Here is a 23,808-nt window from a genome sequence, read left to right on the forward strand (position 1 = left end):
CGCGGTCCCGGGGTCAGCGGTTCACTCGGTGAGGCCGGCGAGGGCGGCGAGCAGCGCGTCGTGCCTGTTCCCGCCGGTGCGCCGCTTGGTCATCGCCCAGCAGAGCCCGCAGATCGAGGAGAACTCGCGGTCCGCCAGGTCGCGGTGGAGCGGGAGCGCCGTGAGGGCGCCGGGGCCGACCGAGCCGATGGCGCGGAAGAAGTCGTCGTCGTGGAATTCCCGTACCGCGCGGCCCACGGCCGGGCCGTCGGTGGCGTCGCGGCGCAGGGCGGCAGGGCCCGCGCCCATGATCACGGACTCGTTGCAGCAGACGGTGACGCGCCCGTCGTAGCGCACGACGGTGGCGTCCACCACGTCACAGGGCCCGAAGTCCCGCCCCGCGGTGCGCTGCTGCCAGGCGTAGTGGGCGGCGCCCCTGCCGTGCGGCAGCCCGTGGGTGGGGATCAGCTCGGCCCGCTCGGGCCAGCCGGGGCCCAGCGCCTCGGTGAGCGAGGCACGCGTGGCGGCCAGGCTGTCGCCCTCGTCGATGCACTGCACGACGATGGGTACGCCGGTACGGGCGATGACCCGCGCGGCGTTCACGAACCGCTCGGGGCCCTGCCCGTTCACGTGGTGGGCGTCGGTGCTGAGGTAGATGGCGGTGGTCAGCGGCAGCAGGCGGTCGATCCACTCCGGGGCGCGCGGCGAGGCCGCCCAGAACCCGCTGGTGTAGATGACCACGTGCTTGCCCGCGTCGGACAGCCGGCGCACGGCCAGCGTGAGCCCGCGGCGCTCGACGAACGGCTCGCCCCCCGAGATGCCCACCATGGTGAGTTCCGGCATGGCGGCCAGCTCGTCGACCAGGGATTCGAGCAGGGCGAAGTCGGTGATGCGGGGGCTGTCGGGGCGCGAGTCCACCGAGCAGTGGGCGCACCCCACGGGGCAGCGGTCGGTGAGGAACAGCAGGACCGACGAGCCGCGGTTCCGGCGGATGGCGAGGATGTCCCGGTGCGTGAGCGCGGTCATGGCGTGCTCCCGGCGGTCTGCTGGGCACCGGCGCCCGCGGTGGCCTCGTCCAGGCCCAGGGTGACGAGTTCGGCGTACTCGGTGATGCCGTACTGCTGGGCGAAGGAGACCGCGCCGGCCCCGACGAGCATCTCCTCGGTGCGTTCCTCGACGAGGCGGGTGGTGGGTTCGATGGCCAGTTCGCGCACCCGGCGCGGGATCGCCGGGTCCTTGGACAGCACCCAGCAGGTCTGGCAGTAGCCCTCGGTGCCGCAGCCGCCCCCGGAGCCGTGCCGCTCCGCCAGGTACTCGGGTCCGGCCGCCCGGATCGCCCGCACCATCGGGTCACCGATGGCCCGCGCCTTGATCGTCGGCCAGTCGTCCTTGGCGATGTGGCCGAGGTAGAGGTGGGGCGGCAGCGGCACCTTGCCGTCCATCACGTCCTGGTTGCCGCAGGCCGTGACCTGCCCGTTGAAGCCGATCACCGGCCAGGCGGAGACGGCGCAGGGCGCCGGCGCGACCTCGCCGCGGGGCAGCGGCGCCTGCTTGAGCCAGGCGTCCGCGCGGCCGTGCGGGCTGACCGGGGCGACCAGCATCGGCACGCGGTCGTCGAAGACCCTGCGGACCTCGGCGGTCAGATCGGCCAGATAGGGATCGCCGGGGCCCGTACCGGTCAGCTGGAGGCTGACCTGCTTGCCCTCGGCCATGAGTTCTTTCAGGACACGGAAGACCGCCGCCCGCGGGACCTCCTCCTCGTGGAAGACGTCCAGACTCGCCGAGAAGTGGTCCACCGCGTCGATGGCCCGCTTGACGGGGCGCGGAATGCGCCCGTGCTCGGCGAAGTACAGGCCGGACAGGACGTGGCTGCGCGCGCCGACCGCGCGGGAGAGTTCCGCGATGTCCTGCACGAGGCGGGGGCGAAGGAGTGCTTCGCCGCCCGACATGAGGACGAATTCAGGCCGGTTCTCCGCGGTGAAGGTCTCGGCGAAGCCGCGGAAGAGCTGTTCGGGGTATTCCTCGCTGTCAAGCAGGGAACTGGTCGAACAGTGCTTGCAGTGGAGAGGGCACCTGCGTGTGATCCCGAAGAACACCGCAGCCGCGGGCACCGGGCGATATCGCAAGATCTCCATGAGGTGCACCGGAATCCCCCTCCGTTGACACGTTCTCTCGGCTTCCGTGCCGTTCTGCTTCGAGTATGGAGTCTCGTACTTTCGTTCGTCTTTGAAGCTGGTTGAGAACCGGTTCTACCGGTTCTCAACCAGCTATTCAGACGGAAGGAAGCACCCCGTCGGGGCGATTGCGCAGCGCCAGTGCCGCCGGCAGAGCGGTGGAAATCAGCGCCAATGCGGCAACTCCCGCGAGGATGAGGGAGTAACCGAGCGGTGGAATGCTGAAATCGGTCGATCCCGTCAGGGCGCCGTTCGCCCCCGCGAGACCCGTGACGGCGATGGCCGTCCCCGTCGCGGCCCCGATGAGCACGGCGATCAGCGTCTCCAGATAGAGCATGGCGGTGATGTGCCTGCGGCCCGCGCCGAGCAGCCGCAGCAGCGAGACCTCCTTGGCACGCTCGGCCGTCCCCATGAGCAGCCCGTTGATCATCGACACCGCGGTGAAGAGCACCAGGACGGACAGGACGAGGTAGGTGCCCGTGGTGTTCCGCGCGAGCGAGGTGCGCAGCCCTTCGGCGTACGCGTCGACGTCCGTCACCTCGACCGTCGGATGGTCCTTCACCAGCGCGGCGGCCGCCGCCCGCAGCCGGTCGTCCTGGCCGGGCGCGGCGCGCACCAGGACCGAGTCGGCGAGGTCCTCGTGCAGATGCGGCCGCAGATAGCGCTCGGACAGCAGGATGTCGCCGAGCCCCAGCGGCCGGTCGAAGACGGCGCCGACGGTCAGCGTGACCTTCGTGCCGTCACCGAGCCACCCCCGGAAGCGGTCCCCGACGTCGAAGTCGCGCTGATCGGCGTAGGTACGGCTCACGGCCGCCGTGCCGTCCCGCTCCAGGCTGCGCAGCGAGCCCGCGCGCAGACCGAGGTCCATGACCTCGCCGGCCGCCTCGGGGTCGAGCGCCTGGGCGCCGAGGACGTCCGGGGTGCCGAGGACGTCGGAGATCACCGTGGTGGAGCGGGTGGCCGCCACGGCCTCCGCCCCGTCCAGGCCGCGCGCCGCCTCGGTCACGTCACCCGGCAGGCCCGGCGAGTCCTGCGGCAGCAGCACCAGGTCGGCCCGCGTGCGGCGCTCGGTCTGCTCGGCGGTGATGCGGTTCAGCGAGCCGGTGACCAGCAGCACCGTGCAGGCCATCGCCACGGTGAGCATCAGCGCCGAGGCCATGGAGGCCACCCGGCGCACCGAGAAGCGGGAGTTGGCGTGCGCCAGCCACCCCGTGACCCCGCCGAGCGCCGACACCAGGGCGCCCAGCGGCGGTTCGAGCAGCCGGGCGAGGAGCGGCCCGAGGAGCGCGGCGGCGCCCATCAGGAGCAGCACGATCAGGTACTGGAAGGCGACCCCGACCTCGCCGCCGATGTGCTGCGTGGCGAAGAACAGGGCGATGCCGCCGCCGAGCGGGAGCAGCGCGAGCAGGACCCGGGTGACGGTGACCGGCCTGCGCGGGGACACCGCCTCCCGCAGGGCGTCGGCGGGCCTGATCCGGGAGATCCGCCCGGCCGCCGCGAGCGCCGCGACCAGCGCGAGCAGCAGGGTGGCCGCCGCCGCGAGCAGGAACGGCAGGGGGCCGAGACGGAGTTCGTACGCCTCGGGAGCGGTGCCGCCCTCGTGCAGGCGGTCGAGGATCAGCCCCGACAGGGGTACGGCGAGCAGGAGGCCGGGCAGCAGACCGGCCGCCGCCGCGAGCAGGGTCTCCGCGGCCACCATCCGCCTGACCTGCCAGGACGTCGAGCCGACGGCGCGCAGCAGAGCGATCTCCTGGGTGCGTTGCAGCACCCCGAGCGCGATGGTGCCGCCGAGCACGAACACCGCGAGGAAGCCGCCGATGCCCGCCATGGGCCCGAACAGCAGTGTCGTCGCGGCGATCCGCTCGGTGGTCCCGGGCGCCCCCGCCTTGGCGCGCGCGTCACCGGTGAGCACCTCCAGATGCGGTACGTCCAGGACCTCGCGGACCCGCCGTTCCACCGCGGCGGCGGAGGTCCCGTCGGCGAACACCCCCGCGTAGGCGGCCTTCCCGCCGGTGCCCGCGAGCCGCTCGGCGGTCCTCGCGGCGAAGAACAGCGAGGCCTGGTCGGGGAGTCCTTCGCCGCCACGCGACGCGGCGATCCCGGAGACCCGGTAGGCCGCGGCGCCCCGGGCGGTGACGACCCGCACCTCGTCGCCGACCCGGTGGCCGCCGCGCGCGGCGGTGCCCGCGTCGAGGACCACCTCGTCGGCGCCCGGCGCCTTCCCCGAGGTCAGGGTGAACGGCGTCAGCGCGGCGGCCTCCCACGCGTGCCCCTCGGTCACCCCGTCGTCGGGCCCGGCCTGGGCGGTGCCGTCCTCGGTGAGGGCCTGGGCGTAGAAGGGCGTGTCCGTCACCACGCGCCGCACCCCCGGCACCTCGCGCACCTGCCGCACCTGGCGCTCGGTCAGGCGGGGCGGCTGGTCGAGCGGGTAGCTCTCGTGGTCGACGTTCTGTCCCGAGCCGGTGCGGATCACGACGTCCGGGTCCATCCGCACCACCGCCGTGGTGGCGCCGAACCGGTCCTCCTCCGGCGTCGACCGCAGCCCCGATTCCACCAGGATGCCGCAGGCGGCGATCAGCATGGCGGCCATCGCTGCGGCGCAGAGCGCGCCGATGAACCCGTACCGGTGCTGGCGGATGCCCGTGATGGCGAGCCTGAGCACCTCAGGACCCCAGCCGCGACATGCGCTCGGAGACGCGCTGCGCGCTCGGCCGGTCCATGGCGTCGACGATCGTGCCGTCGGCGAGGAAGAGGACCTGGTCGGCGTAGGACGCGGCCTGCGGGTCGTGCGTGACCATCACCAGCGTCTGGCCGGTGGTGTCGACGACCTCGCGCAGCAGCTTGAGCACCTCCTGCCCGGAACTCAGGTCGAGGGCGCCGGTCGGCTCGTCCGCGAAGATCACCTCGGGCCTGGTGACCAGGGCGCGCGCCACCGCGACACGCTGCTGCTGCCCGCCGGAGAGTTCGGCGGGCCGGTGCCGCAACCGGTCGGTGAGCCCGGTCCGCGCGATCACGTCCCGCATCCAGTCGCGGTCGGGGCGCCGCCCGGCGAGCCGGAACGGCAGCAGGATGTTCTCCCGCGCGGTCAGCGAGGGCACCAGGTTGAACGACTGGAAGACGAACCCGATCCGCTCCCTGCGCAGGATCGTCAGCTTCCGCTCCCGCATCCCGCTGATGTCGGTGTCCCCGAGGAACACCTGTCCTGAGGTGGGCCTGTCGAGCCCGGCCGCACACCGCAGCAGGGTGCTCTTGCCGGAACCGGAAGGGCCCATCACGGAGGTGAAGGACCCGGCGGGCAGGGAGACGGAGACCGCGCGCAGCGCGTGCACGGTGCCGTTCCCGTGGCCGTAGGACCGGGTCACTTGGTTCAGGCGCAGGGCGGAGCGCGTGAGCGGCGCGGACCGTCGTGCCTCCTGATCGGGCAGGGTCATGGGGATGTCCTCCGGAGTGGGTACGTTCACGGGGTTCGGTCACGGAGCAGCCGCGCGGCCGGTATCAGCGCGGCGAGCAGGGTCAGCAGGACGGCGCCGGCACCGGCGCCGACGAGGAACGGCGCGGGCCCCGCGAGGTCGACGCCGCCGCTCAGCGCCACGCTGGTGGCGGCGAGCACGACGGCGGCGACGCCACCGCCGAGCAGCAGCCCGCAGACCGCCACCACCGCGCTCTCCCCGGCGACCAGCGTGAGCACGTCCCTGCGCGTGGCGCCCGCGAGCCGCAGCACCGCGAACTCGCCGCCGCGCACCAGGGTCGCCATCACCAGGGTGTTGGCCAGGGCGAGCGCGGTGAACACCGCGATCAGCGCGCTGAAGACGTACGCGGGCCAGGTCTGGGACGCCGCGTCCTCGGCGCCCGCGGCCCGCACCGCGTCACGGTCGGCACCGCGCGCCATCGGCCAGTCGCGGGTGAGTCCGGCCAGCTCCTCGCCGACCGCCCGCCCCTCGGCGCCGGACGCCCGCTTGACGTACACGGCGTCGAGCAGCGGGTCGGGGGTGTGGGCGCGCAGCACCCGGCTGGGCACGATCAGGTCGGCGAAGCCGAGGGAGCGGTCGTAGCGCGCGCCGACCAGCAACTCGGTCCGGGTGCCGTCCGGCAGACGCATCCGCACCCGGTCGCCGACGCGCCAGCCGTACTCCTTGGCCTGCTCCTGGCTCACCGCGACGGCGGTCCCCGCCACCAGTCCCTTCAGGCCGCCCTCGCGCACATGCAGGTCGAGGACGTCCGGCAGCTTCGGATCGGCGGCCAGGGCACGGGCGTTGACGCTCTCCGCCTCGTCGGTGCGGACCTCGATCCGCACCCAGGCGCTGCTGGTCGCCGACACCTCGGCCACCCCGGGCAGCCGGGCGGCGTCCTCGGCCACCGCGGGCGGCAGCCCCGTCGCGTCGTGCGGGACGAGGACGTCGTCGGCCACCAGCCGCTCGGCCGCCCACTCCTCGGCCGTCGACTGCTGCGAGGTCTGCATGAACAGCGCCGACACCGGAAAGCCGATCATGAGGATCAGCGGCACGGCGGCGGCGGCGACCCGGCGCGGCCCCGCCGCGCTGTTGGCGAGCGCGAGCCGGCCCGTGCGCCGGAACAGCAGCCGCAGCAAGGTGCCCGCGAGCGGCACCAGCGGCCGTACGAGGAGGGGCCCGAGCACGGCCGCCGCGATCAGCAGCGTCAGCACCCCGCCGAACGCGAGCCCCGCGCCCTGCACCCCGCCCATCGCGATGCCGAAGAACAGGAAGCACCCGGTGAACAGCAGGAACGCCAGCCCCGTCAGGACGCGGGACAACGGCAGCCCCCGGTCGGCGAGTTCGGCCTCGCGCAGCGCCTCCTCCGGCCGCACCCGGGCCGCCCGCCGCGCGGCGGCCACCACCGCGAGCCGCGTGATCAGCACACCGACCGCCGCCGCCCCGGCCAGCGGCGGCCACGACACCCGCACCTCCAGCTCCTCGGGCGCGATGCCGAGATCCACCAGGCCGCGGGCCAGCGGCCCGGCGGCGACCGCGCCGAGCGGCACCGCGACGGCCGCCCCGGCCACCGCCACGCAGAGCGTCTCCCAGCCCAGCATCCGCTTGACCTGGCGGGGCGTCGCGCCGATCACCCGGAGCAGCGCGATCTCGCGGTGCCGCTGCAGCACCGCGAAGGCGAAACCGCTCGCCATGACGAACAGCGCCACGAAGACCGCGAGGGAGCCCATGCTCACCACGAACACCAGCGTGTCGAGGAAGAGCACGTCACTCGCGGAGATCTCGGCCCGCGCCGTGTCGGTCAGCACCCGCACGCCCGGCCCGTCGCCGAGCGCGTCCCGCACCCGGGAAGCCACCGCCTCCGGGTCCGCCCCGGCGTCGGTGGTCACGGCGATGGCGTGCACGTCACCGCCCGGCGGCGCGAGGCGCCCGGCGGTCGCCGCGTCGAAGAAGAGCGCCACCTGGTCCTTGGTCAGGCCCGCCCGCGGCGGCGCCGCGACACCGCTCACCCGGTACGAGCCGCTCCCCTCCGCGCTCGTGTACACCCGCACGCGGTCCCCGACATGAATCCGGCCACGCGCCGCCGCCGCGGCGTCGACCACCACGTCCTCCGGACCCTTCGGGGGTGTGCCCTCCCGCAGCCGGAAGGGCGTCAGCCGCGCGCTGTCCCAGCCGTGGCCGAGCGAACGCTCCCCGAGGGCCGGCCGCACGAGCCGCCCGTCCCCGCCCCTGAGCTGAGCGGAGAAGGCCAGGTCCGACACGGCGTCGCGGACACCGTCGACCCGCTCGACGCGCTCCCTGAGCGAACCGGGCAGCGGCGGCCGGGGCACCAGGGGGGCCTCCACGTCACCGAAGCCGGGGGAGTGGGCCCTGCCGTCCAGGCCCTCGTCGCGGTCGCCGGTCACCACCAGCGACGCGCCGTCGAAGCGGTTCGCCTCACCTTCGCCGCGCAGCGCGGACTCCAGCAGCACGCCCGCCGCCGTCAGCAGGACGAGGGCGAGCGTGACCGCGGCGAGCGAACCCGCGAAGAGCGCACGTCGCGTGCGCAGGGTCTGAAACGCCAGCCTCAGCACGAAGGCCTCCTCATCACGCGACAAGGATCACGTGCGGCCCTGTCCAAAACCTGTCCGCCCGATGTCCCCGCAGCGCATACGGCGGACAACGCTGTCCAAAGAACCGGTGGCACCCCACCGCACGGCGTGATCCGATGGCGGCCATGGAGTTCGAGTTACTGGGTGAGCTGGTGGTGCGCGACGACTCCGGGCGGCTCGTGCCGATCCCGGGAGCGCTTCAACGGGCGCTCCTGGCACTGCTGTTGCTGTACGCACCGTCCGCCGTCGGCGGTGGACGCATCCTCGCCGAACTGTGGACCGGGGCGCGCGCCAAGGACCCCACGGCGGCCCTGCACACCGCCGTCGCCAAACTGCGCCGCGCCCTGCACCCGCACGCCCCCGGCCTCATCGTCACCGGGCCCGCCGGCTACCGCCTCGACCTGACGGGGCACACCTTCGACGTACGGCGCTTCGAGGCGGAGCTGGCCGCCGCGCGCGGCGGCGGCGGGCCCGAGCGGCGGGCCGCCGCCCTGCGCGAGCTGCTGCGCAGGCACCCGGGGCCGCCGCTCGCCGGGCTGCCCCCGCTGCCCTTCGTCCAGCAGGAGCGGGCCAGGCTCGACGCGCTGCGCCTGACCGCGCTGGAACAGCGGGCCGAGGCCGAACTCGACGTCGTCGCGCACGGGGGCCTGCCCGGCGCCGAGACCGATCCGCCCGCCCTCGTCGAGGAGCTGCGCGCCGCGGTCCACGAGGAACCCGACAGGGAGCGGGTGCGCGCCCTGCTCATCAGGGCCCTGCACGCCGGTGGCCGCCAGGCCGAGGCCCTTGAGGTCTACCGGGTCGCGCGCGCCGACCTCCGCGAGCGGCTCGGCATCGAGCCGGGCCCCGAACTGCGGGCCGCGCAACGCGAGGTCCTCGGCTCCGCGTCCGCCCGCGCCACGCCGGGAGCGGTGGCCGCGCCGAGGCCGAGGGCGCCGCGGCCGTCCGCGCCCGCGACGCTGCCGGAGGCCGGGGCAGGGGCCGGGGCCGGGGCCGCGCCGGAGTCCGAGGAGCACTTCATCGGCCGCGGCGCGGAACTGCGGGAGCTGCCCGCCCGCCTGGCGGCGCCCGGTCTCGTGACGGTCGTGGGGGCGGCGGGGCTCGGCAAGACGCGGCTCGCCCTCGCCGTGGCGGCGCGCGAGGAGCGGGCGGGCGCGGAGGTGTGGCGCGTCGACCTGGTGCCCTGCGCCCCGGGCGGCGTGACGGCGGCGGTCGCCGACGCCATGGGGATCGCCGCGGGGGGCATCGGACCGCGCGCCGCCCGCCGCCGGGTGCGCGCCGCCGTCGAGCGCGCGGGCCGGCCCCTGCTGGTGCTCGACAACTGCGAGCACGTCCTCGCCGACGCGGGCGAAGTGGCCGCCGAACTCCTCGCCGACTGCCCCCGGCTGCGCGTCCTCGCGACCAGCAGGGAGTGCCTGGGCGTCGCGGGGGAGACCCCGTACGCCCTGCGCCCGATGAGCCACGGCGACGCCACCCGGCTGTTCCGCACCCGGCTGCACCGGCTCTCGCCCGGGGCCGCCGACGCCGCGCTCGACCACGAGATCGGCGAGGTCTGCGCGGCCGTCGACCACCTGCCGCTCGGCATCGAACTCGTCGCGGCCAAGGCGGCGACCGCGCCGATCGGCGCCATCGCGGGCCAGCTCCGCGCCCGGCGCGGCTCCCTCGACACCCGCCTGTGGTCGGCCGACGCCCGCCACACCACGCTCCGCGCGGCCGTCGACTGGAGCTATCGGCTCCTCACCCCCGACGAGCGGGCCGTCCTGCGGGCGGTGTCCGTCTTCGCCACCGGCTTCACCGCCGAGGCGGCGGAGGCGGTCGCGGGCCCCGGCGCGTCCGCGACGCTCGCCTCCCTCGCGGGCAAGTCCCTGCTGGTCTTCACGCCGTCGGCGGACCGGCCCACCTACCGGATGCTGGTCTCCGTACGCCAGTACGGCCGCGAAGCCCTCGCCGAGCACGGCGAGGAACACACGATCCTGCGCCGGCACGCCGAGTGGGTCGCCGCCCTCGCCGAACGCACCGCGCACCGCATGCGCACCGGCGGCTTCCGCGAGGCCTGCACGGAGATGGGCGCGGCCACCCCGGAGGTCACCGCCTGCCTGGACTGGCTCCAGGGGGCGGAAGCGGCGGGAAGGGCGACGGGGGCCCACGAGGCCGTGACGGCCGCCGCCGGGGACACCGCCGGCCCCGACGGCCCACGGGCGGCGGGGCCCCCGGGCGGCGGCGTCGCGCCCCGCGACGGCCGCACCGCCGACGCCCTGCTCGCCTCCCGCATCGCCACCCGGCTCGCCCTGTACTGGACCGCCGCGGGCCGCCAGGCCGAGGGCAGGGAACGGCTCGCCCGCGCCCTGGAGACCACGGGGCCGCGGACCCCCTGGTACGCCGAGACCCTCGCCTGGTGCGGCTGGCTCGGGGTCAACATCCGCCAGGACAGCGGCGACGAGGAGCTGCTGCGCCGTGCGGCCGAGGAGGCCGAGGCGGCGGGGGAGGCGGCCGTGGTGGCGTTCGTGGGCGCCCTCGCCCTGACCGTGCACGTGCGCCAGGAGCGGCTGGCCGAGGCCCGCGCGGTGGCCGACCGCACCGAAGCCGCCCTCGACCCCTACCGGCACGGCTGGGAGACCGGCATCTGGCAGCTCTTCCACAGCGAACTCCTCGTCGCCGAGGACCGCGCGGAGCCCGCGCTGACCGCCGCCGTCACCGCCAGGGAACTCCTGACCGGCGTCGACCCGCACTCGGCGGCCACCGCGCGGATCATGACGGGCATGGCGGAGGAGCGCCTGGGCCGCCGCGACGCCGCCCTGCGGTCCTGGCGGGACGCCCACCAGGAACTGTTGCTCATCGGCTCCGAGCACGAGGCCGCCTGGGTCAAGGCCCTGCTCGGCTACGCGGCGGCGGGCGACCGGGACACGGCGGCGGCGGAGTCCTTCGCCCAGGGCATGGAGGCGTACGCCGAGGAGACGGGCGAGGCCTACCTCCGGGCCAAGGCGGCGACGCTGCGGGCCCTCGTCGCGGGCGCGCAAGGCGACCTCGACGACGCCGAGCGGCTGCACCTGACGGCCGTCTCCGCCTACCAGGAGGGGCGCCGCCCCGAGTGCGTCGCCCATGAACTCGCCCTGCTCGGACGGATCGCGGCCGAGCGCGGCGATCCGGTGCTCGCCCGCATCCGCTGGTCGCACGCGCTGCGCGCCGCGAGGCTCTCGGGCCGCGCGTACGCGGAGATCCTGCCGCTGCGCGGGCTCGCCGGGCTCCCGCAGGACGACCCGGACGCGGCCAGGGAGCTGCGCGTCCGCCTCGGCGAGGTGCTGCGCGACGCCCCGCCGCCCCGCGGCACGGAGTGCCCCTTCCACCTCGCGGTCCCGACGGCGGCCCGCGCGGTGACGGTCGCCCCCGCCTCCCCGCTCATCGCCCGCCTCACTGACTGAGGCATCAGTCAGTATCGCAACACTGGGCGATAACTGCTGTTCAATCCCGACTCTTGTGCGCATGCATGTGCCGTTGTGTTGTGCTCACCGCAACGGGCCTGTACGGTGGCGCACCATGCAGTCAGAGCAGGGGGACGCCGTCCCCGAGCGGGTGCGCAAGGTGATCGCGGACGCCGGCGTGAGCCAGCGGGAGTTCGCGCGCCGCATCGTCATGGACCCCTCCAAGCTGTCCCGCTCCCTGGGCGGCACCCGCCGCTTCACCGCGGCCGAGCTGTCCCGTATCGCCGCCATCGGCGGGGTCGACGCGGGCTGGCTCATCGGCGCGCCGGCCGCCGCGCCCCCGGCCAGGCGGCAGCGCGCGGGAGGCGCCACGGAGGGCGGCAGGCCCCTGCAGATCGTGCGCGAGACGGTGCGGCTCATCGCCGAGCGCGGCTTCCACGCCGTACGCGTGCAGGACATCGCCGAGGCATGCGCCACCAGTACCGCCGCCATCCACTACCACTTCCCCGGCCGCGACGACCTCCTCGAAGCCGCGGTGCGCTGGTGCATGGACGAGGACACCGCGCGCCGCGCCGCCCGCGTCGCGTCCGCCGCCGACACCGCCGACGAGCTGCGCCAGCTCATCGCGCTGCAGATCCCGCGCACCCCCCAGCAGCGCTGGCAGTGGAGCGTCTGGCTGGACCTCTGGGCGGAGGCCGCCCGCTCCACCGCCGTGGGCCGGCTGCACGCCGACTACTACCGGCAGTGGCGCGCCACCGTCGCCGACGTCCTGCGGCGCGGCATCGCCGACGGCGTCTTCCGCCCGGCCGACCCCGAGGCGGCGGCGCTGCGCCTGACCGCCCTCATCGACGGCCTCGCCACCCAGGTCCTGGCCTCGGGACCCGACGCGCCGGGCACGGGACCCGACGCCATGCACGAGGCGCTCACCGCCTACGTCGACGCCACGCTCACCGCGCACTGACCTCCCGTACGACCGCGTCCCATTCCCCCGCAACACCCCGCCCCCGCCCACCCCCGAGGGAGAGTTCCGCATGCCCGTGAACGACAACGTGATCATCACCTGCGCCCTGACCGGTGCCGGTGACACCGTCCGCAAGAGCCCGCACGTCCCCGTCACGCCCGAGCAGATAGCCACCTCCGCCGTGGAGGCCGCGGAGGCGGGCGCCGCCGTCGTGCACATCCACGTCCGCGACCCCGAGAGCGGCGCCCCGTCCCGCGACCCGCGGCTGTACCGCGAGGTCGTCGAGCGCATCAAGGAGACCGGCACCGACGTCGTCATCAACCTGACGGCGGGCATGGGCGGCGACCTCGTCATCGACCCGGACGAACCGCTCAGGCACCTGCCGGGCACGGACCTCGTCAGCGGGCTCGACCGGCTCCCGCACGTCGAGGACCTGCTGCCGGACATCTGCACGCTGGACTGCGGCTCGCTCAACTTCGGGGACGGCAGCAACCTCTACGTCTCCACCCCCGACATGCTCCGTCAGGGCGCCAGGCGCATCCAGGAGCTGGGCGTCCGGCCCGAGCTGGAGATCTTCGACACCGGACAGCTCTGGTTCGCCAAGCAGCTCCTCGCCGAGGGACTGCTCGACGACCCCACCGTCTTCCAGCTCTGCATGGGCGTGCCGTGGGGCGCGCCGGCCGACCCCGGTGTCCTGCAGTCCATGGTCAACATGCTTCCCGAGGGCGCCCAGTGGGCCAGCTTCGCGCTCGGCCGCATGCAGATGCCGTGGGTCGCCCAGTCCATCCTGCTCGGCGGCCAGGTCCGGGTGGGCCTTGAGGACAACCTCTACCTCGGCAAGGGCAACAAGGCCACCAACGCGCAGCTCGTCGAGCGTGCCGTGCGGATCACGGAGAACCTCGGTTCCCGCGTGGCCACGGCGGACGAGGCCCGCCAGAAGCTCGGGCTCAAGCCGCGCGTGTAGCGCCCGCACCCCGCCAGGCCACGAAAGGAAGCCCCACCACCATGACCACCACCCCTCCCGAGAACGTACGCCGCGTCGCCTGCGTCGGCGCCGGAGTCATCGGCGGCGGCTGGGTCGCGCACTTCCTGGCGCGCGGCTACGACGTCACCGCCTGGGACCCCGCGCCCGACGCGGGCCCGCGGCTTCGCCGGCTCGTCGAGGCCGCCTGGCCCGCGCTCACCCGGCTCGGCCTGGCCGAAGGCGCCTCGCGGGACCGCCTCACGGTCACCGCCACCCTCGAAGAGGCCGTCGCCGACGCCGAGTTCGTGCAGGAGAGCGCCCCCGAGAAGCTGGAGCTCAAGCGCGACCTGCTCGCGAAGCTGGACGCCGCCACCCCGGCCGGGGCCGTCATCGCCTCCTCCACCTCCGGCTACCCGATGACCGACATGCAGACCGGGGCGGCCACCCCCGGGCGCCTCGTCGTCGGCCACCCCTTCAACCCGCCCTACCTCATCCCGCTCGTCGAAGTCGTCGGCGGCGAGCGGACCGACGCCGCAGCCGTCGCGTGGGCGTCCCGCTTCTACGAGGTCGCGGGCAAGTCCGTGATCACCATGAAGAGCGAGGTGCCCGGCTTCATCGCCAACCGGCTCCAGGAGGCCCTGTGGCGCGAGGCGCTGCACATGGTCGCCAACGGCGAGGCCACCGTCCAGGAGATCGACGACTCGATCACCGAGGGCCCCGGCCTGCGCTGGGCGTTCATGGGCCCCATGCTCACCTTCGCGCTCGCGGGCGGCGAGGGCGGCATGGCGCACATGCTCGACCACTTCGGCCCGTCCCTGAAGTCCCCCTGGACGCGGCTGGAGGCGCCCGAACTCGACAAGAGGCTGTACGACGCCGTGGTCGCGGGCTGCGACGAGGAGGCGGCGGGACGCACCATCGCGGAGCTGGTCGCCGAGCGCGACCAGGGAGTCATCGACGTCCTGCGCGCCACGGGCCGGCTGCCGCACCAGCGCGGGGAGGCGAAGTGAGCCACCCCGAGCCCCACCGCACGGCCCGGCCGCTGCCGCTGCTCCACCGCGACGTCCGCGCCGAGTGGATCGACTACAACGGCCACATGAGCGAGGCCTTCTACGTCCTCGTCTTCGGCTACGCGACCGACGCCATGATGATCGGGGCCGGCCTGCACGCGGGCTACCGCGACACCACGGGCTGCTCGCTCTACACGGTCGAGGCGCACATCCGGTACCTCAGCGACGTCCCCGAGGGCACGCACCTCGCCGTCCGCACCCGCGTCCTGGGCGCGGACGCGAAGAAGGCGCGCTTCACGCACGAGATGTACGTGGTGGAGGAGGCCGGTGCCGAACCCGCTCCGGACGCCGCCCCCGTGGCGACCACGGAGCTGCTCGCCCTCCACGTCGACCGGAACGCGGGCCGCGCGGTCCCGTTCCCCGACGAGGTCCGCGAGCGCCTGACGGCCCTCGCGGAACCGGCGCCGGAGTGGGCGGGCCGCTCGATCGCCGAGGTGCCGAAGGCCGCCTGAGCGGCATCAGCGTTCCAGCTCCTTGTGCGCGGTCTCCGGCAACCGCAGATACACCGCGGAGGACACCACGCAGAGCACGGCCACGTACCAGGGGAACAACCCCGGAGAACCGATCTCCTTGAACAGGGTCCCCACGTACGGGGCCGTGCCGCCGAACAGCGCCACGGTGAGCGAGTAGGGGAAGCCGATCCCGGCGGCCCGTACCCGCGCGGGGAAGACCTCGGCGTTCACCGCGGCCGAGATCGACGTGAAGCCGGTGAGCAGCACCATCCCCGCGCACTGCACCAGCAGCAGCGAGGCGAACGACCCGTTCAGGAGCGAGAGCAGCGGCACGCTCAGGACCGCGAAGCCGACGCCGAAGAACAGCAGCGGCGGACGCCGCCCGAACCGGTCGGAGAGCAGCCCGCCGACCGGCTGCAGCAGGGCGAAGAACGCGAGCGACAGGGTGCCGGCCAGCAGCGCCTGGCTCTTGCTGATGCCGGTGTTCAGCTCGGCGTACGTCGGCAGGTACGACGTCCACGTGTAGTACGCGAGGGTGCCGCCCGCGGTGATGCCGCAGATCAGCAGCGACTGGCGCGGATGGTGCCGCAGCGCGTCGAACAGCCTCGGCCGCTCGGCCTCGTCGGCGGGCCCCCGGTACGTCTCGTGGGCGCCCCGCCGAATCCAGAAGCCGACCAGGCTGAGCAGCGCGCCGACGACGAACGGCAGCCGCCAGCCCCAGCCGTCCATCTGCCCCTCGGAGAGCGTGGCGACGAGGAGGGCGGCGACGCCGGAGGCGGCGAGCTGCCCCGCGGTGGTGGAGACGTACTGGAAGCTGGAGAAGAGGCCGCGCCTGCCGGGGCCCGCGGACTCCACGAGGAACGTCGTCGACGCGGCGAACTCGCCGCCCACGGAGAGCCCTTGCAGCAGCCGCGCGAGGACGAGGACCACCGGCGCGAGCACGCCCGCGGAGGCGTACGTCGGCGTCAGGCCGACCAGCAGGCTGCTGCCGCCCATCAGGAGGATGGTGACGGTCAGCGCGGCCCGCCTGCCGCGCCGGTCGGCGACCGCGCCCATGAGCAGGCCGCCGACGGGCCGCATGAAGAAGCCGACCGCGAAGACCGCGAAGGTGGAGAGCAGCGGCACCAGGGAGTTGCCCGAGCCCTCGGGGAAGACCTGACCGGCGATGTACGTGGCGAGGAAGGTGTACGCGTACCAGTCGTACCACTCCACGGCGTTGCCGACCGAGGCGGCGAGGAGCTGCCTGACGGGGCGCCGCGGGGCGGGGCCGGCGGTGGTCACCTGCTGGTCGTGCTGTGTCATGATCACGACCTTCCCCGCATCCGCGGCGCCCCACACGTACCGTCCGTCAGGCGGACCGTCCCTCGGGCGGACCGTCCCTCGGGCGGACCGCCCGGCGCTCAGCCCGTCGTCGGCTTGTACGAGTAGACCGTCGTCGTCACCAGGCAGGGTGCGGGCGGTACCACTTCCACGCGCAGGGTCCGGCGCGTCGAGTCGTAGTCCACGCCCTCCGTCTCGAAGGACCCGGAGCAGACGCTGCGCTGCGGCGAGGCGAAGAGGCTGGAGACGCGGCCGGTCACGGGGCTGCCGTCCAGCGGGCGGTCCAGGTCGACCTGGAGGACGGGCCTGTCCTCGGGGAAGAGCTGCTTCGAGGCGTCGTTGGACGCGCACACCAGCCGCGTCGCCGAGGCGAAGTCGCAGCCCTGGATGTCCCGTACCGGCTTGTCGAGCGAGATCTGCCCGGCCTGGGCGAGGGTGCCGCCGGTGGGCGGGGTCGAGGGGTTGAGCAGCGGCGCGGGGAAGACCTGGAGGCGGTTCTGGTCGCCCCACTCCCCGGAGACCAGCCACTGGGAGTCGGGGGAGACGGCCGCGAAGGAGTTGTTCAGCTTCTCGCCCGGGTCGAGCGGGTGCTCGTAGAGGTGGCGCTCGCCGCCGGGCGTGGTGACGGCGTACATCTTCGACTTCGCGTCGTCACCGGCCTGGTAGGCGTCGAAGGTGTGGCCCTCGGCGATGTCCGGGTCGCCTATGTGGTTCCAGCCCTTGACGCGCAGGTCCAGGGGTATCGAGGCGAGTCCTCTGTAGAGGAGCCCGCCGTCCGCTCTGCTCGCCAGGCCCTGGCCGCCGGTGAGTGAGCCGACCCGCGCGGTGCCGGTCTCCTGCCAGCCGCCGGGGGACGCGGGCGCGGCGGACGCGCCGCCGCCCGTCACCACCGCGAGCGCGACGGCGCCGAACAGGGCGGTTGATGCCTTCCAGAGAGTCATCGGGGCGCTACCTCCGTGGGGGGTCGGGACGCTGACGCGTCATCGTACGTAACGTGGGCCCCGGTGATAACGGTCCGACGGAAGGCGGTTCAGACGTGCAGCTCACGATCCTGGGCGGAGGAGGGTTCCGCGTTCCGCTCGTGTACGGGGCGCTCCTGCGCGACCGCGCCGAGGGCCGCGTCACCGAAGTCGTCCTGCACGACCTGGACGCGGGGCGGCTCGACGCCGTCGCCCGCGTCCTCGCCGAGCAGGCCGCGGGTGTCGCGGACGCACCCGTCGTCACCGCGACCACCGACCTCGACGCGGCCCTGAGCGGCGCCGACTTCGTCTTCTCCGCGATCCGCGTCGGCGGCCTGGAGGGACGCGCGGCCGACGAGCGGGTGGCCCTGGCCGAAGGTGTGCTCGGGCAGGAGACGGTGGGTGCGGGCGGCATCGCGTACGGGCTGCGGACCGTGCCCGTCGCGGTCGACATCGCGCGCCGCGTCGCCCGCCTCGCGCCCGACGCCTGGGTCATCAACTTCACCAACCCGGCGGGGCTCGTCACCGAGGCCATGTCCCGGCACCTCGGCAACCGCGTCATCGGCATCTGCGACTCGCCGGTCGGCCTCGGCCGCAGGGTCGCGCGGGTGCTCGGCGGCGACCCCGACGAGGCGTTCATCGACTACGTGGGGCTCAACCACCTCGGCTGGCTGCGCGGGCTGCGCATCGCGGGCCGGGACGAACTGCCGCGCCTGCTCGCCGACCCGGCACTCCTCGGCTCCTTCGAGGAGGGCAGGCTGTTCGGCGCGGACTGGCTCCGCTCACTCGGCGCGATCCCCAACGAATACCTGCACTACTACTACTTCAACCGCGAGGCCGTCGCCGCCTACCGCGCGGCCGAGCAGACCCGCGGCGCCTTCCTCCGCGACCAGCAGGCCCGCTTCTACGAGGCGTTGGGGCGCCCCGGAGCGCCCGCCCTGAAGACGTGGGACGCCACCCGCGCCGAGCGCGAGGCGACGTACATGGCGGAGAACAGGGAAGCGGCGGGCGTGGGGGAGCGGGCCGACGAGGACCTGGAGTCCGGCGGCTACGAGAAGGTCGCGCTCGCGCTGATGCGCGCCATCGCGCGCGACGAGCGGGCCACGCTGATCCTCAACGTGCGCAACGGCACCACGCTCGCCGCCCTGGACGCGGACGCCGTCATCGAGGTCCCGTGCTCGGTCGACGCCAACGGCGCCCACCCCATGGCGGTGAGCCCTCTGCCGGGCCACGCCACGGGCCTGGTCTGCTCGGTCAAGGCGGTCGAGCGGGAAGTGCTCGCCGCGGCGGACAGCGGGTCGCGCGCCACGGCCGTCAAGGCGTTCGCGCTGCACCCCCTGGTGGACTCGGTGGCGGTGGCGCGCCGGCTGGTCGAGGGGTACCGGGAGGCGCACCCGGGGCTCGCCTATCTGCGCGGCTGACGGGCGGGCACCTGGTCCGCCGGGCGCGGGCGCGGCCTGCGATGATCGCGGGATGAGTCCCGTCGTCTCCATCGGTGCCGCCGCCCGCCGCCCCTGCACGCTCGTCGTGTGCCGGGGCTGCTGCTGCGGCGACGCCCGCAAGAACCCCGGCATCGACCACGACTGGCAGCTGGAGCGGCTGCGCTCGGCGGCGGCGGCCTCGCGCGGCCGCTTCACGGTCCGCACGAGCGACTGCCTCGGCCCGTGCGGCCAGGCCAACATCGTCGTCGTCCAGCCGTCCCACGAGGGCCGCAGGAGGGGCGGCAGGGCGGCCTGGATCGGCTTCGTCACGGACGAGGAGTCGCTGGACGGCATACTCACCTGGGCCGAGGCGGGCGGCCCCGGCCTCGCCGCGCCGTCCCCCGCGCTGGAACTCCAGATGGTGGACCCGCGGAAGGTCTAGCGGGGCCGGGGTGCGGCGGGGCCGGGGCGCGGGGCCCCTCCCCTCAGCCCGTCACCTCGATGACGATCTTGCCGCGGGCGTGGCCGTCCTCCACCGCGCGCAGCGCCTCGTCCGCGCGGTCCAGGGGGTACGTCGCCGTCACGTGCGGGCGCAGGGCGCCGGTCTCGGCGAGCCGGGCCACCTCGGCGAGGACCGCCGCGTTCCTGGCCCGCGCCACCGGGGCGCCGCCCAGCTCCGCGACCGTGTCCTTGGCGGCGGCCGTGATCAGCCGCCCGCGGCGGTCGGCGAGCAGCCCGGCCGCCTCCGCGAGGACGTCGCCGCCCACCAGGTCGAAGACGGCGTCGACACGGCCGCCGGGCGCCGCCTCGCGCACCCGCTCGGCCAGCCGGGGCCCCCGCGCCACATGGACCGCGCCGAGCGACTCCACGAACTCCTTCTTGGCGGCGCTCGCGGTGCCCACCACCCGCAGCCCGAAGTGGTGGCCGAGCTGTGCCGCGGCCACGCCGACACCGCCGCCGACGCCCGTGACCAGGAGCGTCGCCCCGGCCGGCAGCGCGAGCTGGCGCAGCCCGTCGTACGCGGTGGCCGCCGCGACCGGCAGCGCGGCCGCGTCCGTGAAGGGGACGGTCCCGGGCTTGTGCGCGGCGGTCTCCGTGGGGACCAGCGTGTACTCGGCGTATCCGCCCGCACCGGCGACCGGGTTGCCGAACACGGCGTCGCCCGGCGCGAACCCCGTCACCCCGGCGCCGACCCGCTCCACCACTCCGGCGACCTCACTGCCCAGGACCTCGGGGCCCGTCAGCGGCCCCTGCCCCGGCCTGCGCTTGCCCGCCCGCAGCTTCCAGTCGACCGGGTTCACGCCGGCCGCCCGCACCGCGACGAGCAGCTGACCGGGACCCGGTTCCGGCACGGGCAGGTCGAGGAAGGTCTCGACCTCGGGTCCGCCGTGCTTCTCGTACGCGTACGCCTGGTTCATCTCGGGCTCCCTCACTCGGTCCGGACCGGACCGGACGACTGCACCTCACAACCCCGCGACCCCGCCGGTCCGTTCCCGCAGCGCCTGGTAGAGGGCGTCCACCAGGTGGTAGCTGCGCAGGTCCTCGCCGGACGTGCCCGCGCCCATGCGGTTCATCACGTACGCGTACGCCACACGGTTCTCCGGGTCCGCGAAGCCGTACGAGCCGCCCGCGCCGCCGTGCCCGAACGCGCGGGGGTTGGGGCCCGCCTGCCCGTACGGGTTCAGCATGAAGCCGAGGCCCCACGGCCAGGACGCGCCGAACGGGCTGCCCGCTGCGAGCACCAGGTCCGGTTCGCCGTCCGCGCTCTGCGAGGTGCGCAGCCGCTCCACGGCACCCGCGCCCAGCAGCCGGCCGCACGCCAGTTCCGCGTAGACGGCGGCCATGCCGCGGGCGGTGGCGTGGCCGTTGGCGGACGGTATCTCCGCCCGGCGGTAGGCGGGGGCGTTCACGTCGCCGAGCGGCAGGTACCGCAGGGCCAGCGTGACCGGCGCCATCGGATGCTCGTCGAGCCCGCCGACCGGCGGCCCCGGTGCGTCGCCGAAGACGGTGCCGCCCGGCGCCGCCCCCTCGGGACGGGCCATGTCCGCGCACCGTCCGTGCTCGCTGTCCGGGGTGCCGACCCGGACGTCGGCGCCGAGCGGCCCCGTCACCTCCGCGCGCAGGAACGCGCCGAGCGAGAGCCCGGTGATCCGCCGTACGACTTCGCCGACCAGGAAGCCGAAGGTCACCGCGTGGTAGCCCTGCGCGGTGCCGGGCCGCCACCACGGCTCGGTGGCCGCCAGCGCCTCGGTGACCTTCTCCCAGTCGTACACGGCGCCGGACGGCATCGGCTCGCCCGGCGCGATCAGCCCGCTGCGGTGGCTCAGGAGCCAGCGCACCGGAACGTCCTCCTTGCCGGCCCGCGCGAACTCCGGCCAGTAGCGGGCGACCGGGGCGTCCAGGTCCAGCTCCCCGCGGTCCACGAGCAGATGGGCGCAGAGCGCCGTCAGGCCCTTCGTCATGGAGTAGGTGTTCACCAGCGTGTCGCGCTCCCAGGGGCGGGTGCCCGCGCGGTCCGCGGAACCGCCCCACAGATCGACGACGAACTCCCCGTCGACCGAGACGGCGACGGCCGCTCCCAGGTCGCCGCGCTCGGCGAAGTTCCTCGCGAACTCCTCGCGGACGGGCTCGAAGCCGGGGGCGCAGGTGCCGTGGACGCGTACGGACATGGACTCTCCTTGGCGGTGGGCCGGGCGGACCGCATCGTCGAGCATGGTTGCCTCCAGCACCTACCCGGGGAGCGCGCCTCCCGTGTCCCCGGATGTGAGGGTGCCGTGAAGAAGACACCCGGCGCGGCGCCCCGGTACACCCCGCGCCGGGGCCTCGTGCCCCCCGCCGCCGGGGGTCGGACGCCCCTTCACACGCCGCTCACCGCCCCTTCCGCAACGCTTGCTCCCCTTGGCACACTTCACCCCGCTCGCGTCCCCCACAGATCACGAGGTCGGAACAGCCATGCCAGAACTCAGTCGGCGCCGCTTCCTGCGGTTCGCCGGTGGCACCGCGACCTACGCCATGCTCGACCAGAGCATCGCGCGCGCGGCCTCGCTGCCCGCGAGGCGCGTCACCGGCACCATCGAGGACGTCGAGCACGTCGTGGTCCTGATGCAGGAGAACCGTTCCTTCGACCACTACTTCGGGACGCTGAAGGGCGTACGCGGCTTCGGCGACCCGCGCCCCGTGACGCTCCCCAACGGCAGACCCGTCTGGAACCAGCCGAACGGCGCCAAGGAGGTCCTGCCGTTCCACCCGGACGCCGAGGACCTTGGCATGCGGTTCATCGCGGGCCTCGACCACGACTGGGCCGGCGGCCACAAGGCGTTCAACAACGGCAGGTACGACCAGTGGGTACCCGCGAAGTCCGAGCGGACGATGGCGTACCTGCGACGGGACGACATCCCCTTCCATTACGCGCTCGCCGACGCCTTCACGGTCTGCGACGCCTACCACTGCTCGTTCATCGGGGCCACCGACCCCAACCGCTACTACATGCTCACCGGACACGTCGGCAACGACGGCAAGGGCGGCGGCCCCGTCCTCGGCAACCAGGAGGCGGGGTACGACTGGACGACGTACGCCGAGCGCCTCCAGGCGGCGGGCGTCTCCTGGAAGGTCTACCAGGACATCGGCGACGGCCTGGACGCCGGCGGCCACTGGGGCTGGATCGAGGACGCCTACCGGGGCAACTACGGCGACAACTCCCTGCTGTACTTCAACAAGTACCGCGACGCCGAGCCGGGCGACCCGCTGTACGACAGGGCCCGCACCGGCACCGACGCCACGGCGGGCGACGGCTACTTCGACCTCCTCAGGGCGGACGTCGAGGCCGGCACGCTGCCGCAGGTCTCCTACATCGCCTGCCCCGAGGCCTTCACCGAGCACCCCAACTGGCCGGTGAACTACGGCGCCTGGTACATCTCCCAGGTCCTCGACGCCCTCACCGCCAACCCCGAGGTGTGGGCGAGGACGGCGCTGTTCCTCACCTACGACGAGAACGACGGCTACTTCGACCACGTCGTGCCGCCCTACGTCCCGAAGGACGCGGACCAGGGCAAGTCCACCGTCGACACCACCCTCGACCACTTCCCCGGCAACGCCTCCTACGCGGCCGGGCACTACGGCCTCGGCCAGCGCGTGCCGATGATCGTCGTCTCGCCGTGGAGCACCGGCGGCTTCGTGGACTCCGAGGTCTTCGACCACACGTCGATCATCCGGTTCATGGAGCGCCGCTTCGGCGTCGGGGAGCCCCACATCTCGCCGTGGCGCCGCGCCGTCTGCGGCGACCTGACCTCCGCGTTCGACTTCGGGCGGCGGGACACCGCACCGGCCGGGCTCCCCGGCACCGCGGCCTACGAGCCGCCCGACGGCGACCGCCATCCGGACTACGTCCCGAAGGCGCCCGCCGATCCGGCGCTGCCCGGACAGGAGCGCGGCTCGCGGCCCGCGCGCGCCCTGCCGTACGCCCCGCTGGTGGACGGCGCCGCCGACGCCGCCGCCGGGAAGTTCACGCTGACCTTCGCCGGCGGCGACAAGGCGGGCGTCTGCTTCCACGTCCGCTCGGGGAACCGCGCCGACGGGCCCTGGACGTACACCACGGAGGCGGGCAGGACGCTCTCCGACACCTGGAACTCCGCGTACTCGAACGGCTCGTACGACCTCTCCGTCTTCGGGCCCAACGGATTCCTGCGCACCTTCAGGGGACCGGGTAAGAAGGCGGGCCCCGAGGTCACCGCCCGCCACGACGCCACCACGGGCGACATCGAGCTGACCTTCACGAACGCCGGCAGCACCGACGTGCACCTGAAGCTGGCCAACGCCTACGGCGGAACCGCCCGGGCCTTCGAGGTCGAGGCGGGCGCCACCGTGCGGCACACCGTCGACCTGCGCCGCACCCGGCGCTGGTACGACCTGACGGTGCGGTCCGACGCCGACGCGGGCTTCCTGCGGCGGTTCGCGGGCCATGTGGAGACCGGCGCGCCGGGCGTCAGCGACCCCGCCCTCATCACCGCCTGACGCGCGCCTCCCGTTCCCCCCGCCGCGACCGGTGGGGGGAACGGC

17 protein-coding genes are annotated in these 23,808 nt (G+C 74.4%); 8 read left to right on the forward strand and 9 right to left on the reverse strand.

The genetic code is table 11. The features are described 5' to 3' along the window. Positions 1-21: 21 nt before the first annotated feature. The 5 genes from AB0I16_RS13475 to AB0I16_RS13495 all read right to left on the reverse strand — a co-directional run bounded on the left by AB0I16_RS13475 (position 22) and on the right by AB0I16_RS13495 (position 8,175). Positions 22-1,005 carry a radical SAM protein gene (locus AB0I16_RS13475; RefSeq protein WP_363249497.1) on the reverse strand — a complete coding sequence of 328 codons (984 nt, stop codon included), beginning with the start codon at positions 1,003-1,005 and terminating at the stop codon, positions 22-24. Further along, a complete protein-coding gene (locus AB0I16_RS13480) occupies positions 1,002-2,114 on the reverse strand; it encodes a radical SAM protein (RefSeq protein WP_363249498.1) in 1,113 nt (370 codons plus the stop codon). The genes AB0I16_RS13475 and AB0I16_RS13480 overlap by 4 nt, the downstream gene beginning before the upstream one ends. Before the next feature lie 136 nt (positions 2,115-2,250). Next, positions 2,251-4,815 (reverse strand): FtsX-like permease family protein, encoded by a 2,565-nt coding sequence (locus tag AB0I16_RS13485; protein ID WP_363249499.1) that lies wholly within the window; start codon positions 4,813-4,815, stop codon positions 2,251-2,253. 1 nt (position 4,816) lies between these two features. Further along, positions 4,817-5,584, reverse strand: coding sequence for an ABC transporter ATP-binding protein (locus tag AB0I16_RS13490; RefSeq protein WP_363249500.1), 768 nt, complete (start codon positions 5,582-5,584; stop codon positions 4,817-4,819). Positions 5,585-5,610: 26 nt separating this feature from the next. After that, the gene (locus tag AB0I16_RS13495) at positions 5,611-8,175 is read right to left on the reverse strand and encodes an FtsX-like permease family protein (protein ID WP_363249501.1); all 2,565 of its coding nucleotides are present in this window, start codon (positions 8,173-8,175) and stop codon (positions 5,611-5,613) included. A 143-nt stretch (positions 8,176-8,318) separates the two neighbouring features. Between AB0I16_RS13495 and AB0I16_RS13500 the strand changes: the two genes are divergently transcribed. From AB0I16_RS13500 to AB0I16_RS13520, 5 genes are all read left to right on the forward strand, one after another. Beyond that, positions 8,319-11,609 (forward strand): BTAD domain-containing putative transcriptional regulator, encoded by a 3,291-nt coding sequence (locus tag AB0I16_RS13500; protein WP_363249502.1) that lies wholly within the window; start codon positions 8,319-8,321, stop codon positions 11,607-11,609. A 115-nt stretch (positions 11,610-11,724) separates the two neighbouring features. Continuing rightward, positions 11,725-12,570, forward strand: coding sequence for a TetR/AcrR family transcriptional regulator (locus AB0I16_RS13505; protein ID WP_363249503.1), 846 nt, complete (start codon positions 11,725-11,727; stop codon positions 12,568-12,570). Between the two features lie 70 nt (positions 12,571-12,640). Continuing rightward, positions 12,641-13,534, forward strand: a complete 894-nt coding sequence (locus AB0I16_RS13510; protein WP_363249504.1) for a 3-keto-5-aminohexanoate cleavage protein — start codon at positions 12,641-12,643, stop codon at positions 13,532-13,534. A 41-nt stretch (positions 13,535-13,575) separates the two neighbouring features. Further along, the gene (locus AB0I16_RS13515; RefSeq protein ID WP_363249505.1) at positions 13,576-14,541 is read left to right on the forward strand and encodes a 3-hydroxyacyl-CoA dehydrogenase NAD-binding domain-containing protein; all 966 of its coding nucleotides are present in this window, start codon (positions 13,576-13,578) and stop codon (positions 14,539-14,541) included. After that, positions 14,538-15,053, forward strand: coding sequence for a thioesterase family protein (locus tag AB0I16_RS13520; protein WP_363249506.1), 516 nt, complete (start codon positions 14,538-14,540; stop codon positions 15,051-15,053). The genes AB0I16_RS13515 and AB0I16_RS13520 overlap by 4 nt, the downstream gene beginning before the upstream one ends. Positions 15,054-15,059: 6 nt before the next feature. On the opposite strand, the gene AB0I16_RS13525 is transcribed toward AB0I16_RS13520, so the two are convergent. Both AB0I16_RS13525 and AB0I16_RS13530 read right to left on the reverse strand, forming a co-directional pair. After that, the gene (locus AB0I16_RS13525) at positions 15,060-16,355 is read right to left on the reverse strand and encodes an MFS transporter (protein ID WP_363249507.1); all 1,296 of its coding nucleotides are present in this window, start codon (positions 16,353-16,355) and stop codon (positions 15,060-15,062) included. 98 nt (positions 16,356-16,453) lie between these two features. After that, positions 16,454-17,314, reverse strand: coding sequence for a hypothetical protein (locus AB0I16_RS13530; RefSeq protein WP_363249508.1), 861 nt, complete (start codon positions 17,312-17,314; stop codon positions 16,454-16,456). Positions 17,315-17,409: 95 nt separating this feature from the next. Here AB0I16_RS13530 and AB0I16_RS13535 point away from each other — a divergent pair, with 95 nt between their 5' ends. Together AB0I16_RS13535 and AB0I16_RS13540 are read left to right on the forward strand one after the other, a co-directional pair. Further along, a complete protein-coding gene (locus AB0I16_RS13535; protein ID WP_363249509.1) occupies positions 17,410-18,753 on the forward strand; it encodes a 6-phospho-beta-glucosidase in 1,344 nt (447 codons plus the stop codon). A 52-nt stretch (positions 18,754-18,805) separates the two neighbouring features. Beyond that, positions 18,806-19,195, forward strand: coding sequence for a (2Fe-2S) ferredoxin domain-containing protein (locus tag AB0I16_RS13540; RefSeq protein ID WP_363249510.1), 390 nt, complete (start codon positions 18,806-18,808; stop codon positions 19,193-19,195). Positions 19,196-19,238: 43 nt separating this feature from the next. Here AB0I16_RS13540 and AB0I16_RS13545 read toward each other — a convergent pair whose 3' ends face one another. Further along, a complete protein-coding gene (locus AB0I16_RS13545; RefSeq protein WP_363249511.1) occupies positions 19,239-20,171 on the reverse strand; it encodes an NADP-dependent oxidoreductase in 933 nt (310 codons plus the stop codon). 45 nt (positions 20,172-20,216) lie between these two features. Further along, positions 20,217-21,422 carry a serine hydrolase domain-containing protein gene (locus AB0I16_RS13550; RefSeq protein WP_363249512.1) on the reverse strand — a complete coding sequence of 402 codons (1,206 nt, stop codon included), beginning with the start codon at positions 21,420-21,422 and terminating at the stop codon, positions 20,217-20,219. Positions 21,423-21,705: 283 nt separating this feature from the next. Here AB0I16_RS13550 and AB0I16_RS13555 point away from each other — a divergent pair, with 283 nt between their 5' ends. Beyond that, positions 21,706-23,763: a phosphocholine-specific phospholipase C gene (locus tag AB0I16_RS13555; protein WP_363249513.1), complete on the forward strand. Its 2,058-nt coding sequence runs from the start codon at positions 21,706-21,708 to the stop codon at positions 23,761-23,763. Positions 23,764-23,808: the final 45 nt, after the last annotated feature.

Source organism: Streptomyces sp. NPDC050703 (genome assembly GCF_040654435.1).
Classification (GTDB): Bacteria; Actinomycetota; Actinomycetes; order Streptomycetales; family Streptomycetaceae; genus Streptomyces.